The organism is Roseomonas sp. TAS13, from assembly GCF_001950415.1.
GTDB lineage: Bacteria > Pseudomonadota > Alphaproteobacteria > Acetobacterales > Acetobacteraceae > Roseomonas > Roseomonas mucosa.
In genome coordinates this window covers 1-14,683 of the sequence record NZ_BDLP01000080.1, presented here as the reverse complement: position 1 = coordinate 14,683, position 14,683 = coordinate 1, and the positions used below count along the sequence as shown (strand labels likewise).

The following is a 14,683-nucleotide window of genomic DNA, read 5'->3' as shown; positions in this document are numbered from 1 at the left end:
CCTATCCCGCCCCGCCTTTCCAGCCGCAGTCGCAGCCCTGGCCGGGGCTGGCCAGCCGCATGAACCCGCCGCCCGACCATGGGGAGAAGAGCTATCGTGGCAGCGGCCGCCTCGCCGGGCGCAAGGCGCTGGTCACGGGCGGCGATTCCGGCATCGGCCGCGCCGCCGTCATCGCCTTCGCGCGAGAGGGCGCGGATGTCGCCATCAGCTACCTGCCGGCGGAGGAGGAGGATGCGCAGCAGGTGGCGGCCCTGGTCCGCGAGGCCGGGCGCAAGGTGGTGCTCCTGCCCGGCGATATCCGCGACGCGGGCTTCTGCCGCAAGCTGGTGCAGGACGCGGTCGATGGGCTGGGCGGGCTGGACATCCTGGTCAACAACGCTGCCCGGCAGCACCATCACGACTCCATCCTCGACCTCAGCGAGGAGGATTTCGACTGGACGGTGCGGACCAACATCTACGCGATGTTCTGGATCACCAAGGCGGCGGTCCCGCACCTGAAGCCCGGCTCCGCCATCGTGAACACCAGCTCGGTCAATGCCTACCAGCCGAGCGAGATCCTGCTCGACTACGCCATGACCAAGGCGGCGATCATGAACTTCTCCAAGGGGCTGGCGAAGCAGCTCGCGAAGCGCGGCATCCGCGTGAACGCCGTGGCGCCCGGCCCCTTCTGGACCCCGCTGCAGGTCGCGGGTGGCCAGACCGAGGAGAACCTGAAGAACTTCGGCGCCCAGACCCCGCTGGGGCGCCCCGGCCAGCCCGCCGAGATCGCGCCGATCTACGTGCAGCTCGCCGCGGCGGATGGCAGCTACATCACCGGGCAGGTCTTCGGGGCCTCGGGCGGCGCCGGGATGCCTTGACGGGTGGCTCGGGGAGGCGCGTGGTCTTTCCCACTGCCTCCCCGCGCGTCCTCAGCGGCACATCAGGACGGGAATGTCCGCGTTCTCCAGCACGTGCCGCGTCACGCCGCCGAGGATGAGCTGCCGCAGCCGGGAATGGCTGTAGGCGCCCATGCAGAGCAGGTCGGCCCTGAACTCCTTGGCGGCGGACAGCAGCCCGGCGCCGATGTCCTTGCTCACCGGCTGGAACTCCTTGGCCTCGGCCTCGATGCCGTGCCAGCGGAGGTAGGAGAGGATGCCGTCCACCGAAGGGCCGCGCCGCTGGTAGCCGGTGGCGTAGAGGATCTGGATCGCCGAGGCATGGTGCAGCCAGGGCAGCGCGGCGGCGATGGCCGCGGCGCTTTCCGCCGTGCCGTTCCAGGCGCAGCAGGCGCGTGTGCCGATGGTTTCGGGCGGCAGGCGCGGCGCGATCAGCACGGGCCGCCCGCTGTCGAAGAGCACGGCGTGCAGCGCGTCGGAGGAGGAGACATCCTCCCCGGCCTCCGGATGCGGCACGATCGCCAGGTCGTAGAGGCGCGACTGCTGGGCGACGAGGTCCTCCTCGCGCCCCGCCACGCTCTCGAAGGACAGGGTCGCCGCATTCGCCTTGTTGGCGGTGGCGGCGTTGGTGGCGATCTGCACGTCCTTGCTCGCCACGAAGCGGTCGAAGAGCGCCCGCACGCGATGGGCGCGGTCGCCGCTCTCGCGCTCGGTGGCGGCCATCATCTCCTCGATCATCGCCCCGGAGAGCCCTTCGCCGGCCAGCGGCGCCACGTCGCGCGCATCGACGCGGACATGCAGGCAATGGACGTGGCTGTGCCAGATCCGCGCCATCATCAGCGCCGTCTGGAGGGCGGCTTCTCCCGCGGCCGTACCGGTCAGGGGGAGAAGGATTCGGCGGTAAGCCATGGAACTTCTTCCTATAGGCCCGGTCCGGCGCGGCGGGTCAGGGCTGCTCCCTGAAGCGCCGCACGGACCGGAGGGTGGGCCTCGGCCCGGATTGTCCCGCCGCGAAGGCCGCGGGGCAAGTCGCGCGAGCGGGATGCCATCACGAAGCGGGACGTGGATGCAACCGGCCGTCGTTCAGGACCGTCGTTCAGGACCGTCGTTCAGGGCCGTCGTTCAGGCAGGTTGCAGCCGCGCCAGGAGGGCCGTGGCCGCCGCGACCGGATCGCCATCCGCCCGCACCGCTTCCCAGGTGAGCGGGCCGGGATCGCGGCGCGTACTGGCCTCCAGCACGGCGAGGTCGGCATCCGAGGCATCGTGGCGCCGCGCGGCGATGCGGTCGCGCAGCACCGTCATGGGCGCCTCCAGCCAGAGGCCCAGGAAGGGGCAGCCGGCCTCCCGCGCCAAGGCCTCGATTCCCGCGCGCTGCGCCGGATCGAGGAAGGTGGCGTCGGCGATCACCGAATGGCCGCCGGTCAGGGCCTCGCGCGCTTCCCGCAGGAAGGCGGCATAGGTTTCCGCCTTGCGCGCCGGGGTATAGGCTTCGGGCGGCAGGCGGGTTTCCGGCTCCACCCCGGCGAGGCGCTTGCGGATCTCGTCGCTGCGCAGCACCGCCGCGCCGGGCGCCACGCCGATCCCGGGTGCCAGGGCGCGGGCCAGCCAGGACTTGCCGGTGCCGGGCAGCCCGCCGATGGCCAGCAGGACGGGCGGGGCGGGTTCCAGGTAGCCCCGTGCCGCGCGCAGGTAGGGCAGCCCGTCCGTGCCGGCCAGGACCTCGCAATACGACCGCACCATGGCGCGCAGGGAGAGCCAGGGCGCCAGCCCGCCCAGCAGCCCGGCATCCCCGGTGCGGCCGAGATAGCGCGACAGGGTCCGGTTGGCCGCCGCCCGGCTGGCGCGCCGGTCCAGGTCCATCAGCAGAAAGGCGAGGTCGTAGCCGGTGTCCACCGTGGCCAGCGCCTCGTCGAACTCCAGCGCATCGAAGGCCACGGGCCGGCCCATGGGCCCGCTGGGCCAGAGCACGAGGTTGCCGAGATGCAAGTCGCCATGGCACCGCCGCACATGCCCGGCGGCGGCGCGGGCGTTGAGCAGCCCCCGCCGCGTCGCGAAGGCCGCCCCGAGATCGCCGGCCAACCGCTCCACCTCCGGCATCGGCAGACCCGCCCGGCGGCAGGACTCGACGGCGCCCGCGAGGACGCGCTGCATCGCCGCCTCCGAGTCCAGTCCCTCGATCACGGGCTGCGTGGCGTGCAGCGCCGCCACCGTGTCGCCCAGAGCATCCGCCAGGGTGCCGTCCACGCCGTGGCGGGCCGCGATCAGGTTCAGGAAGCCGTCGGCGGGCAGGGTCGCCATCTCCAGCACCCAGTCCACCGCCTCTCCGTCGCCATCCAGGCGGAGCGGCCCGCCGGGGGCGCGGGTGATGGCATGCACGGCGTGGTAGATGCCGGGCGCGGCGGGGGCGTTGATCTCCAGCTCCCGCCGGCAGAAGCGCTCCCGCGCCTCCAGCCCGGTGAAGTCGAGGAAGCTCAGCGCCACGGCCTTCTTCAGCTTCAGTGTGCGCTCCGCCCCGACATAGATGGCGGAGATATGCGTCTCCAGCGGCGCGGCTGCCCCGGTCAGCCGGGACAGCAGGGCGCCGGTCTCGCGCTGCTCCGGCGGCAGGCTCACGGGTAGAGGCGCTGCCGTTCCCACCCCTCGCCGGCCCGGATGAAGACCACCCGGTCATGCAGGCGGTAGGGCGCGTCCTGCCAGAACTCGATGCTGTCGGGGATCAGGCGGAAGCCGCCCCAGTGTTCCGGGCGGGGCACCTCCTCATCGGGGAAGCGCTGTTCCGCCTCCCGCAGCCGCGCCTCCAGCTCGGCCCGGTCGGACAGCGGCTCCGACTGGCGCGAGGCCCAGGCGCCGAGGCGGGAGATCCGGGCGCGGGAGGCGTAATAGGCATCGGATTCCGCCGGGGTGGCGTGCTCGACGCGGCCCTCCACCCGCACCTGCCGGTGCAGGCTCTTCCAGTGGAAGCAGAGGGCGGCGCAGGGGTTGGCGTCCAGTTCCCGCCCCTTGCGGCCCGTGTAGTGCGAATGGAACATGAATCCCCCCGCATCCACGCTCTTCAGCAGCACGATCCGGGCCGAGGGGCGGCCATCCGCCCCCACCGTGGCGAGGCACATGGCGTTCGGGTCGTTGGGCTCGCTGGCCTCGGCCGCGCGCATCCATTCGCTGAACAGCGCGACGGGATCGGTGCTCAGGGTGAAGTCCGTATTGGCGTCCATGATCCCTTGCCCTCTTGCCGGGTCGTAAGGCATGTGCCACCCCTCCGGCCCCGCCGCAACATCACGGCCGGTCGCATGACCGGTGCCTCGGGACCACACCGCATGACCGACATCGCGCAAGAACACAATATTCCGACGGGCAACCTGATGGCGGGCAAGCGCGGCCTCGTCATGGGTGTCGCCAACGACCGCTCCATCGCCTGGGCCATCGCCCGTTCGGTGGCGGCCCAGGGCGGCGAACTCGCCTTCACCTATCAGGGGGAGGCGCTGGAGAAGCGTGTCCGCCCCCTGGCCACCAGCGTCGGCAGCGACCTGGTGATGCCCTGCGACGTGACCGACGACGCCTCGGTGGAGGCGGTGTTCCAGACGCTCGGCGAGCGCTGGGGCAAGCTGGACTTCCTGGTCCACGCCATCGGCTTCGCCAACAAGGAGTACCTGCGGGGCCGCTACATCGACACGCCGCGGGAGGCCTTCCTGCAGGCGATGGACATCTCCTGCTTCTCCTTCGTCTCCGTCGCGAAGCATGCGGCCGCGATGATGAACGAGGGCGGCTCGCTGCTGACGCTCACCTACCTGGGCGCCGAGCGGGTGATGCCCCACTACAACGTCATGGGCGTGGCCAAGGCGGCGCTGGAGGCCTCGGTGCGCTACATGGCCGCCGACCTGGGCGACCGCGGCATCCGCGTGAACGCGATCAGCGCCGGGCCGATCAAGACGCTCGCTGCCTCCGGCATCGGCGATTTCCGCTATATCCTGAAGTGGAACCAGTACAACGCGCCGATGCGGCGCAATGTCGGGCTGGAGGAGGTGGGCAATTCCGGCCTCTATTTCCTGTCCGGCCTTTCGACCGGCGTGACCGGCGAGGTCCACCACGTGGATTGCGGCTACCATACCGTCGGCATGAAGAACCCCGACGCCCCCGACATCACGGTGGAGAAGGGCTGACCGCCCTTTCCCGCATTCCAGGCGCCCTGCCCCCATGTCGCACAACAGCTTCGGCCACCTGTTCCGCGTGACCACCTGGGGGGAGAGCCACGGCCCCGCCATCGGCTGCGTCGTGGATGGCTGCCCGCCCGGCCTGCCGCTCGACGAGGCGGATATCCAGCCCTTCCTCGACAAGCGCCGCCCCGGCCAGTCGAAGCTGGTGACGCAGCGGCAGGAGCCCGACGAGGTCCGCATCCTGTCCGGCACCTTCGAGGGCCTGACCACCGGCACGCCGATCGCGCTGGAGATCACGAACCAGGACCAGCGATCCCGCGACTATGGCGAGATCGCCGACCGCTTCCGTCCGGGCCATGCCGACCTCGCCTACCACCTGAAATACGGGGTGCGGGACTATCGCGGCGGCGGCCGGTCCTCGGCGCGGGAGACCGCGATGCGGGTCGCCGCGGGGGCGGTGGCGCGCAGGGTGCTGGGGCCGGAGATCCGCATCCGCGGCGCCATGGTGGCGCTGGGCGGCGACGGGGTGGACCGCTCCACCTGGAACTGGGCCGAGGTGGAGCGCAACGCCCTCTTCTGCCCCGATGCCGGCGCCGCCGCGCGCTGGGAGGAGCGGCTGATGGCGATCCGCAAGGCCGGCAGCAGCATCGGCGCCGTCATCGAGGTGGTGGCGGAGGGCGTGCCGCCCGGCCTGGGCGCGCCGCTCTATGGCAAGCTGGACGCCGACCTCGCCGCCGCGCTGATGAGCATCAACGCGGTGAAGGGCGTCGAGATCGGCGAGGGCTTCGCCGCCGCCGCCCTGTCCGGCGAGGAGAACGCGGACGAGATGCGCATGGGAGCGGAGGGCGAGGTGCTCTTCTCCGCCAACCATGCCGGCGGCATCCTGGGCGGCATCTCCACCGGCCAGCCGGTCGTCGCGCGCTTCGCGGTGAAGCCCACCTCCTCCATCCTCTGGCCGCGCCGGGCGGTGGACCGTTTCGGGGCGGATGTGGAACTGGTCACCAAGGGCCGCCACGATCCCTGCGTCGGCATCCGCGCCGTGCCGGTGGGCGAGGCCATGATGGCCTGCGTGCTGGCCGACCACCTGCTGCGCCACCGCGCCCAGAACCCGGATGCCCCCACCCGCGCCCGCCTGCCGCGCAACTGAGCGCCTCACGAAGACGTTTGATTGACCGATCCCGAAACTCGGGATTTAGCGGCGGTGCGGTTTCGGAGGGTTGATCCGTATGGCGTATGCGGCAGGGTCTCATCACGCCATCAAGGACGCGTTCCTCGATCTCGCCGGCGAGGAGGCATGGCTTCAGCGCCTTTCCGACATCAGCGAGGCCTCCCGCCGCCGTTCCTTCAGCGCCCGTGCCCTGCAACAGCGCCATGCCCTCGAACTCGCCCTGGCCCGCATCTTCGGCGGCGAGGCCCAGGCCAGCCTGGGCCGGCCAGGCAGCGCCGCCACCGAGGCGCGGGCGCTGGATTTCGCGCGGGAGGCGGTGGAGCTGGCCGCGACCCTGCCGCCCGGGCCGCGCGACCGGCTGCGCCACCTGCTTGCCGCCGGGCTGACGGGGCAGGCCAATCTCATCCCCCTCTTCCACATGCTGCGGGTGGCGAGCCTTCAGCGCTCGCGCGGCTTCATCGTGCATCATGCAGGCCTGATCGACGGCACGCCGCACGACCTGCTGATCCGGCGGGAGGAGGCGGAGGCGGAGATCGTCTGCGGGACGGCGCTCGCCGACGAGGGGCGTCCCCTGCACCACAGCGGCTGGTGCACGCTGGTGGACCGGGTGAATCCCGACCTGCACACCTGGCTCTCGGCGCATCCGGGCCGCTATGTCCTCAAGGTGACGCTGCCGGACGGCATCCAGGAGCCGGAGCACGTCGCCGAGCTGCACCGGCGTATCACCGCCCTCCTGTCCTCCCGCAAGCGCCACGATGCCGACCAGGCGGCGGTGCTGAAGCTCGATCCGCTGCTGGTCGCCGGGGCGCAGGCCGCGCTGCCCGCGGTGCTGCGCGCCCAGTTCGGCCCCGACACGCATCTCGCCATGGCCGGGGACCCCAGCGGCGGCAACATCCTGGTGATCGCCGCGCGGTCCGGGCGGGAGAACGGCATCGCCGCCGCCCTCTGCCGCCACGCCACCCTGGCGGCCTCCCGCCTCAGCGGCACGCGCCCCGGCATTCTGGCCATGTTCCTGGAGGACCTGAACCGGACGGAATGGCGCAGCCTGCGCGAGAGCCTGGAGCTGGAAGGGGCGGTGCGCCGCTTCCTCACCCAGCCCGCGGCGCGCCATGTGGTCGCGGTGAGCTGCGCCACCCGGATGGAGATGTTCGGCATGGTGCCGCCCGACGCGACTCCCGGTGGCGAGCTGCGCTTCCGCCACCCCTCGCATCCGCAGGGCCGCCTTTCGGCTTTGCTACCCTCGGTTGAGTCGTGCGGCTGATCCCGGCAGACCGCGCCGAATAGTGCGTTCCGGAAAACCTTGCGACTTTATGAATGTTGTTGTTGCAGGCCATTGCCCCGAGGGGCATTGTCGGCACGTTGCAGTGCAAAATTCGGGGAAGGTCGGATGACCGATAGCGAGCTCGAGAACGCACTCGAGGAGTTGGACCGTCTCATTAACGATCCGGAGATCAGAATGGATCCGGATCGCGTCTGGAATCTTCTTGCGCAGCTTCGTACGCAGAACCCTGCCGATGGCGCTGGCAGCCACGTCATGACTGCCACGCCGGCCGTTTCCGTCCAGACCACGGCCTGACGCCCCCGGGGAAGGCACGTCCCTCCCGGATCGATCCCGGCGGCAGGGCTCCGGTTCAGGAGCTCCCGTCCCGGCGGGCGGCGATCAGGAACTCCTTGTTCCCTTCGGGACCGGTGATCGGACTTTCCGTCACCCCGAGAACCGACCAGCCCTCCAGCCCCGTCCACCATTCCCGGATCATGTTGCAGACCCGGCGATGGACGTTCGGGTCGCGCACCACGCCGCCCTTGCCCACGGCATCCGGTCCCGCCTCGAACTGCGGCTTGATCAGCGCGGCGGCCCAGGCCCCGGGCGCCGCGAGGCCGAGCGCCGCCGGCAGGACGGTGCGCAGCCCGATGAAGGACGCGTCGCAGACCACGGCACCCAGGGGCTCCGGGACATGGGTGGCGTCGATGTAGCGGGCGTTCGTCCGCTCCATCACCACCACGCGCCGGTCCTGGCGCAGGCTCCAGGCCAGCTGGCCATGGCCGACATCCACGGCAAAGACCTTCGCCGCCCCGTGCTTCAGCAGCACGTCGGTGAAGCCGCCGGTGGAGGCGCCGACATCAATGCAGGTGCGCCCGTCGGGCTTGAGGCCGAAATGGCCCAGGGCATGGGCCAGCTTGACGCCGCCGCGCGAGACCCAGGGGTGTTCCTGCCCCCGCACCTGGAGGGGCATGTCCGGCTTCACCGGCTGGCCCGGCTTGTCCACCCGTGCCTCGCCGGAAAAGACCTTGCCGGCCAGGATCAGCGCCTGGGCCCGGGTGCGGCTCTCGGCGAGGCCACGGTCCACCAGGGCCTGGTCGGCGCGGGTCTTGCCGGCGGCGGGGCCGGAAGGGGCGCGCGGGGCGGGCGCCCCGGCCTCCGCCTTCCGATCCGCCTTCACGCCCTGGCGGGCGCCAGCGCCGCGCCCCCCGCAGCGGAGCCCAGGGCCGACTGCACCGTCGCCACCACATGGGCGGCGTTCAGCGCGGCCTCGTCGTACTGCTTCCGCGGGTTGTTGTGGTCGATGTAGCGGTCGGGCAGCACCATCGGCCGGAAGCGCAGCCCGCCATCCAGCAGGCCCTTCCAGGCCAGATGCTGCGCCACGAAGCTGCCGAAGCCGCCGACCGAGCCTTCCTCGATCGTCACCAGCACGCCGTGGTGACGGGCCAGCTGCTCCACCAGGGCCGTGTCCAGCGGCTTGGCGAAGCGCGCATCGGCCACGGTGCAGGAAAGCCCCTGCGCCGCCAGCTCGTCCGCCGCCTTCAGGCATTCCGCGAGCCGCGTGCCGTAGGACAGCAGCGCGACCGCCGTGCCCTCGCGCAGGATGCGGCCCTTGCCGATCGGCAGGATCTCGCCCCGCTGCGGCAGGGCGGCGAGCCCGGTGCCCTCGCCGCGCGGATAGCGGAAGGCGATCGGCCCGGCGTCATGGGCCGCCGCCGTGGCCGTCATGTGGACCAGCTCCACCTCGTCGGCCGGGGCCATCAGCACCATGTTCGGCAGGCAGCCGAGATAGGCGATGTCGAAGGACCCCGCATGGGTGGCGCCATCCGCGCCGACCAGCCCGGCCCGGTCCATGGCGAAGCGCACCGGCAGGTTCTGCAGCGCCACGTCGTGCATCACCTGGTCGTAGGCGCGTTGCAGGAAGGTCGAGTAGATCACGCAGAAGGGCTTCATCCCTTCCGTCGCCATGCCGGCGGCGAAGGTGACGCCATGCTGCTCGGCGATGCCCACGTCGAAGGTGCGCTTCGGGAAGCGCTTGCCGAAAAGGTCGAGGCCGGTGCCGGAGGGCATGGCGGCGGTGACCGCCACGATCCGGTCGTCGCGCTCCGCCTCGGCGATCAGCGCATTGGCGAAGACCCTGGTGTAGGCCGGCGGGCCGGGGGGCGCCTTCTGCTGCTCACCCGTGACGACGTTGAACTTCTGCACGCCGTGGTACTTGTCGGGTGCGGATTCCGCCGGGGCGTAGCCCTTGCCCTTCTTGGTCACGACATGCAGCAGGACCGGCTGCCCCTCATCCGCGTCGCGCAGGTTCCGCAGCACCGGCAGCAGCGCGTCGAGGTCGTGGCCGTCGATCGGGCCGACATAGTAGAAGCCCAGCTCCTCGAACAGCGTGCCGCCGGTCAGCAGCCCGCGCGCGTATTCGTCCGCCCGTTCCGCGGCGCGGGCCAGCGGCGCCGGGAAGCGCTTCGCCAGCTTGCCCATCACGTCCCGGATGGAGAGGAAGGGCCGCGAGGAGATGGTGCGCGACAGATAGGCCGAGAGCGCCCCCACCGGCGGGGCGATCGACATGTCGTTGTCGTTGAGCACCACGATCAGGCGGGACTTCATGGCGCCGGCGTTGTTCATGGCCTCGTAGGCCATGCCGGCGCTCATCGCGCCGTCGCCGATCACGGCGATGACGTTGCGCGCGTCGCCCTTCAGGTCTCGCGCCACCGCCATGCCGAGGCCGGCGGAGATCGAGGTCGAGGAATGCGCCGCGCCGAAGGGGTCGTACTCGCTTTCCGACCGCCGGGTGAAGCCGGACAGGCCCCCGGGCTGCCGCAGGGTGCGGATGCGGTCGCGCCGCCCGGTCAGGATCTTGTGCGGGTAGGCCTGGTGGCCGACATCCCAGATCAGCCGGTCGGCCGGCGTGTCGAAGACGGCGTGGATGGCCACCGTCAGCTCGATCACCCCGAGGGAGGCGCCGAGATGCCCCCCGGTGCCGCTCACCGCGTCGATGGTTTCCGCCCGCAGCTCACTGGCGAGTTGGCGGAGCTGTTCGGCCGAAAGGTTGCGCAGGTCCGCCGGGATGCGGACGCGGTCAAGCAGCGGCGTGCTGGGTCGTGACATGGGTCCTCCGGCCGCGTGGATGGTGTCAGTTCCTACGCTGGATCGCGTAGTCGGCGAGCTGGCGCAGAAGTTCCGCCTTCTCCCCGAAGCTGTCGAGATGCCGCCGCGCCTGGGCGACGAGGCGTTCGGCCTGGACCTGGGCGCGTTCGAGGCCGAGCAGGCTGACCAGGGTGGCCTTGCCCGCACCGGCATCCTTGCCGGTGGCCTTGCCCGCCTCCTCCACCGTGGCGGTGGCGTCCAGCAGGTCGTCGGCGATCTGGAAGGCGGCGCCGACATCGTGCCCGTAGGAGCAGAGCGCCATGCGCTGCGCGGCGGGCGCCTTGCCCAGGATCGCGCCGGCCTCGGCCGAGAACTCGATCAGCTTGCCGGTCTTGAGCAGTTGCAGCCGCCCGATCTCGGCCTGGGTCATGGGCTCCGTGGCGCTTTCGGCCAGGATGTCGAGCATCTGCCCGCCCACCATGCCACGCGCGCCGGAGGCCAGGGCCAGGTGCAGGCAGAGCTCCGCCCGCACCGCCGGATCGGGATGCGTGTCGGGCGCCGCCAGCACGGCGAAGGCCTGGGTCTGCAACGCGTCGCCGACCAGGATGGCGGTGGCCTCGTCCCACTGCTTGTGGACGGTGGGCTTGCCGCGGCGGAGGTCGTCGTCGTCCATCGCGGGCAGGTCGTCATGCACCAGCGAATAGGCGTGCAGCATCTCGATGGCGGCGGCGACGCGCAGCGCGGAGGCGCGGGCGACGTTGAACTGCCGCGCGCCCTCCAGCACCAGGAAGCCCCGCATCCGCTTGCCTCCGCCCATGGCGGCATAGCGCATCGCGGCGAAGAGCGGCGCCTCCCGCCCTTCCTCGCGCGGCAGCAGGATGTCGAGCGCCTGCTCGATCTCCCCCTGCGCGGCGGTGAGCGCCGTGGTCAGGGATGTCGGCATGGCCTGGCCGCTCATTCCTCGATCTCCCGCAGCGACGGACCGTTGGGGCCAGGGACGATCGCCTGCACGCGCTGCTCCGCCTCGTTCAGCTTCCGCTCGCAATGGGCCCGCAGGGCGGTGCCGCGGGTGTAGCTGGCGATCGCCGTCTCCAGGGAAGCATCGCCGCGCTCCAGGCTGCGGACGATCTCCTCGAGCTCGCGCAGCGCCTCCTCGAAGGAAAGCGTTTCCACCACGGGCGACGTGTCGTTCATGAACCTCGTTTCCAGAAGCCGGTCCCCGTTATCCATGTCTCAGGCATCCATCAGGGCCCGCACATGCGCGGCCACGGAACGGGCCAGCGCGTCCAGGTCGTAGCCGCCTTCGAGCATGGATACCACCCGCCCACCGCAGACCCGCCTTGCAACCGCGCAAATTTCGCCGGTCACCCAGGCGAAATCCGCTTCCGTCAGGCGGAGATGGGCCAGCGGGTCGCGGGCATGGGCGTCGAAGCCCGCCGAGACCAGGATGAGGCCGGGGGAGAAGCCTTCCACCGCGGGCAGGATACGCTCCGACCAGGCGGCCCGGAACTCGTCGCCCTTGGCGCCCGGCGGCAGGGCGACATTGAGGATATTGCCCATGCCGCGCTCGCTCGCGGCGCCGGTGCCGGGATAGAGCGGCATCTGGTGCGAGGAGGCGAAGAAGACGCTGGGATCGCGCTCGAACACCGCCTGGGTGCCGTTGCCGTGGTGCACGTCGAAATCCAGGATCGCCACCCGTCCCGCGCCGTGCACCTCCTGGGCATGGCGGGCCGCGACGGCGATGTTCGAGAAGAGGCAGAAGCCCATGGCCCGCGCGGGCTCCGCATGGTGCCCGGGCGGGCGCACGGCGCAGAAGGCCCTGGCGAACTCGCCGCGCATCACCGCATCCACGGCGGCGATTCCGGCCCCGGCGGCGTGCAGCGCGGCCTCGGCGCTGCCCGAGCCCATGGCCGTGTCGCCGTCGATCACCACATGCCCGTCGCCTTCGGGCCGCGTCGCCAGGATGGTGTCCACATAGCTGGCCGGATGCACGCGCATCAGCTGCTCGCGCGTCGCACGGGGCGCTTCCTCCCGCGCCAGCATCGAGAAGCACTGCGCCTCCAGCGCCTCCAGCACCACGCGCAGGCGCGCCGGGCGTTCCATGGCCTCGAAGCCCATGTCGTGACCCAGGCATGCCCGGTGCGTCAGCAACAGAAGATCCACTTGTTCTTCTTCCCCCTGCCCCGGCCCCGGCGGTCTGTCCCCCTGGGCCGGCCCCCCTCCCGCGCCGGGTCAGCCGGCTTCGGACGCGACCGTGTCCTTCCGCTTTCGCAGCGTGAAGCGGTACAGGCCCGCCCCCTCGCTGAAGCTGACGAGCGCATGGCCGGTCTCCCGGGCATAGGCCTGGAAATCCTTGACGCTGGCCGGGTCCGTAGCCAGCACCGTCAGCCGCGCCCCGGCAGGCAGGGATCGAAGGGCCTTGTTCGCCTTCAGCACCGGCAGGGGGCAGCTCAGCCCCTTCACGTCGAGCACCGTCTCGCTCATCGTCGCAATTCCATCACTCCAGCGCCAGGCTGTCCAGCACGGCGGAACCCGCCGGACCTTCCGGCCGGGCCGGTCACCGGACTGTGTCCGGCGGTGGTTCCTGTCGCGCCCCTCTCTGCCCGGCTCCGTGCCCCGCGTCACGTCCCGCTTCCATGACCACCGGCGGGGTGCCCCGGCGGCACGCGGTCCCGCTTGCCGGCCTCCCCGTCTTGCCGCAGCCTCCGGGGCAGGAGAACGAGGCTGGTCATGCGCATCAAGCTTGGCGTGGATCTGGGTGGCACGAAGACGGAGATCGTCGCCCTGGACGAGGATGGCCGCGTGCGCCTTCGCAGGCGCAGGCCGACACCCCGGGCCTATGACGACATCGTGAACAACATCGCCGCGCTGGTGGCGGAGGCGCAGGCGGAGTTCCAGGGCACCGATGCGAGGCCGACCATCGGCATCGGCATCCCGGGCAGCATCAGCCCCCATACCGGCCTGGTGCGGAACGCCAACACGCAGGAGATGAACGGGCATCCGCTCGACGTCGATCTGGCCAATGCCATCGGCCGCGAGGTCCGGGTCATGAACGACGCCAACTGCCTGGCGATGAGCGAGGCCGCCGACGGGGCGGGCCGGGGCTATCCGGTCGTCTTCGCGGTGATCCTGGGCACGGGCTGCGGCGCCGGCATCGTGGTGAACGGCTATCCGCTGGACGGTCCGAACCGGATCGCCGGCGAATGGGGGCACACCCCCCTGCCCTGGATGCGCGCCGAGGAGATGCCGGGCACCCATTGCTGGTGCGGCAACCCGAACTGCCTGGAGACCTATCTTTCCGGCCCCGGCCTGGCCATCGACACCTATGGTCCCGGCCACCGGGACGCCTCCGCGATCGGCGAGCAGGCCGCCGCCGGCGATGCCATCGCCCGTGCCGGGCTGGAGCGCCACGCCGACCGGCTGGCCCGGGCCCTGGCCAACCTGACGAACATGCTGGACCCGGACGTGATCGTGCTCGGCGGCGGCGTCTCGAATCTGGAGCACTGCTACCATGAGGTGCCGCGCCTGATGGAACCCTGGATCTTCGGGGATTCTCGCCGGATCAACATCGTGCAGGCGAAGCACGGGGACAGTTCGGGCGTCTTCGGCGCCGCCCGGCTCTGGGACCGCGGCTGAAGAACAGGAGCCGAAGTCCTCGCCACCGGAAGCCGGGCGGGAACTTGGCCGCCGAAATGTCCGGCCGGGCTTCTTGCCCGTCTCGTGGCGTGATGAGGTGACCGCAACTTGCCGGCAAAGTCTCCGTTAAGCCGGGGAGACCAGCCGGGAGAAGAAGGACCCTGAAACGCAGGGGAATCACTTCTCCACAGGGTCTGCCCAAGGAGACCAACAATGAACAAGACCTTGCTCTCGGCCTGCGCCCTGGCCCTGGCCCTCGGGGCCGGTGCTGCCTCGGCACAGTCGATGCCGGACACCCAGGCCCGGCCGGGCGCCACGCCCCGCGACAACAGCGGCGCAGGTTCCTCGGGCGTCGATACGCCGATGCTGAACCGGCCGGCAACGAGCCGTCCCGGCTATGGCTCCACGCCGCGCGACAACAGCGACGCCGGCTCCTCCCGCGTCAACAGCCCCCAGATGAACCGGACCGGCACCACCTATGCCGCCCCGGGATCGACGCCGCGGG

The 14,683-nt window shown here is 71.2% G+C and carries 16 protein-coding genes; 7 read left to right on the top strand and 9 right to left on the bottom strand.

The genetic code is table 11. From position 1 onward, the window contains the following. Positions 1-857 (top strand): SDR family oxidoreductase (locus ROTAS13_RS08965; protein WP_075822125.1); only part of this gene is annotated, 857 nt, incomplete at its 5' end. Between the two features lie 51 nt (positions 858-908). Here ROTAS13_RS08965 and ROTAS13_RS08960 read toward each other — a convergent pair. The 3 genes from ROTAS13_RS08960 to pdxH form a co-directional block, all read right to left on the bottom strand. Further along, a complete protein-coding gene (locus tag ROTAS13_RS08960) occupies positions 909-1,784 on the bottom strand; it encodes a universal stress protein (protein ID WP_026033191.1) in 876 nt (291 codons plus the stop codon). A 213-nt stretch (positions 1,785-1,997) separates the two neighbouring features. Beyond that, complete coding sequence (locus ROTAS13_RS08955) at positions 1,998-3,488, bottom strand: bifunctional aminoglycoside phosphotransferase/ATP-binding protein (protein ID WP_075822124.1); 1,491 nt, start codon at positions 3,486-3,488, stop codon at positions 1,998-2,000. Continuing rightward, the gene (gene pdxH, locus ROTAS13_RS08950) at positions 3,485-4,087 is read right to left on the bottom strand and encodes a pyridoxamine 5'-phosphate oxidase (RefSeq protein WP_075822123.1); all 603 of its coding nucleotides are present in this window, start codon (positions 4,085-4,087) and stop codon (positions 3,485-3,487) included. The genes ROTAS13_RS08955 and pdxH overlap by 4 nt, the downstream gene beginning before the upstream one ends. Positions 4,088-4,189: 102 nt before the next feature. On the opposite strand from pdxH, the gene fabI reads away from it, so the two are divergent. From fabI to ROTAS13_RS27750, 4 genes are all read left to right on the top strand, one after another. Further along, on the top strand, positions 4,190-5,032 hold the full coding sequence (fabI, locus tag ROTAS13_RS08945) for an enoyl-ACP reductase FabI (protein ID WP_058389425.1): 843 nt from the start codon (positions 4,190-4,192) through the stop codon (positions 5,030-5,032). 34 nt (positions 5,033-5,066) lie between these two features. After that, entirely contained in the window at positions 5,067-6,173 is a 1,107-nt protein-coding gene (aroC, locus tag ROTAS13_RS08940; protein ID WP_019461449.1) for a chorismate synthase, read from the top strand. Positions 6,174-6,243: 70 nt separating this feature from the next. Continuing rightward, the gene (locus tag ROTAS13_RS08935; protein ID WP_139323292.1) at positions 6,244-7,455 is read left to right on the top strand and encodes a hypothetical protein; all 1,212 of its coding nucleotides are present in this window, start codon (positions 6,244-6,246) and stop codon (positions 7,453-7,455) included. 126 nt (positions 7,456-7,581) lie between these two features. Next, positions 7,582-7,770 (top strand): hypothetical protein, encoded by a 189-nt coding sequence (locus ROTAS13_RS27750; RefSeq protein WP_019461447.1) that lies wholly within the window; start codon positions 7,582-7,584, stop codon positions 7,768-7,770. A gap of 55 nt (positions 7,771-7,825) precedes the next feature. Here the strand turns inward: ROTAS13_RS27750 and ROTAS13_RS08925 are convergent, their stop codons facing one another. The 6 genes from ROTAS13_RS08925 to ROTAS13_RS08900 all read right to left on the bottom strand — a co-directional run bounded on the left by ROTAS13_RS08925 (position 7,826) and on the right by ROTAS13_RS08900 (position 13,026). Continuing rightward, a complete protein-coding gene (locus tag ROTAS13_RS08925) occupies positions 7,826-8,545 on the bottom strand; it encodes a TlyA family RNA methyltransferase (RefSeq protein ID WP_075822126.1) in 720 nt (239 codons plus the stop codon). 86 nt (positions 8,546-8,631) lie between these two features. Beyond that, positions 8,632-10,563 carry a 1-deoxy-D-xylulose-5-phosphate synthase gene (gene dxs, locus ROTAS13_RS08920; protein ID WP_019461445.1) on the bottom strand — a complete coding sequence of 644 codons (1,932 nt, stop codon included), beginning with the start codon at positions 10,561-10,563 and terminating at the stop codon, positions 8,632-8,634. A 25-nt stretch (positions 10,564-10,588) separates the two neighbouring features. After that, complete coding sequence (locus ROTAS13_RS08915) at positions 10,589-11,500, bottom strand: polyprenyl synthetase family protein (RefSeq protein WP_058389423.1); 912 nt, start codon at positions 11,498-11,500, stop codon at positions 10,589-10,591. Then, positions 11,497-11,736 (bottom strand): exodeoxyribonuclease VII small subunit, encoded by a 240-nt coding sequence (xseB, locus tag ROTAS13_RS08910; RefSeq protein ID WP_026033252.1) that lies wholly within the window; start codon positions 11,734-11,736, stop codon positions 11,497-11,499. Before xseB ends, ROTAS13_RS08915 begins: the two co-directional genes overlap by 4 nt. Before the next feature lie 39 nt (positions 11,737-11,775). Continuing rightward, positions 11,776-12,660 (bottom strand): histone deacetylase family protein, encoded by an 885-nt coding sequence (locus tag ROTAS13_RS08905; RefSeq protein WP_019461442.1) that lies wholly within the window; start codon positions 12,658-12,660, stop codon positions 11,776-11,778. Between the two features lie 114 nt (positions 12,661-12,774). Then, positions 12,775-13,026 carry a sulfurtransferase TusA family protein gene (locus ROTAS13_RS08900; RefSeq protein ID WP_019461441.1) on the bottom strand — a complete coding sequence of 84 codons (252 nt, stop codon included), beginning with the start codon at positions 13,024-13,026 and terminating at the stop codon, positions 12,775-12,777. Between the two features lie 246 nt (positions 13,027-13,272). On the opposite strand from ROTAS13_RS08900, the gene ROTAS13_RS08895 reads away from it, so the two are divergent. Both ROTAS13_RS08895 and ROTAS13_RS08890 read left to right on the top strand, forming a co-directional pair. Further along, positions 13,273-14,178 (top strand): ROK family protein, encoded by a 906-nt coding sequence (locus ROTAS13_RS08895; RefSeq protein WP_019461440.1) that lies wholly within the window; start codon positions 13,273-13,275, stop codon positions 14,176-14,178. A 213-nt stretch (positions 14,179-14,391) separates the two neighbouring features. Next, on the top strand, positions 14,392-14,683 hold a 292-nt coding region (locus ROTAS13_RS08890; protein WP_216348617.1), incomplete at its 3' end, for a hypothetical protein.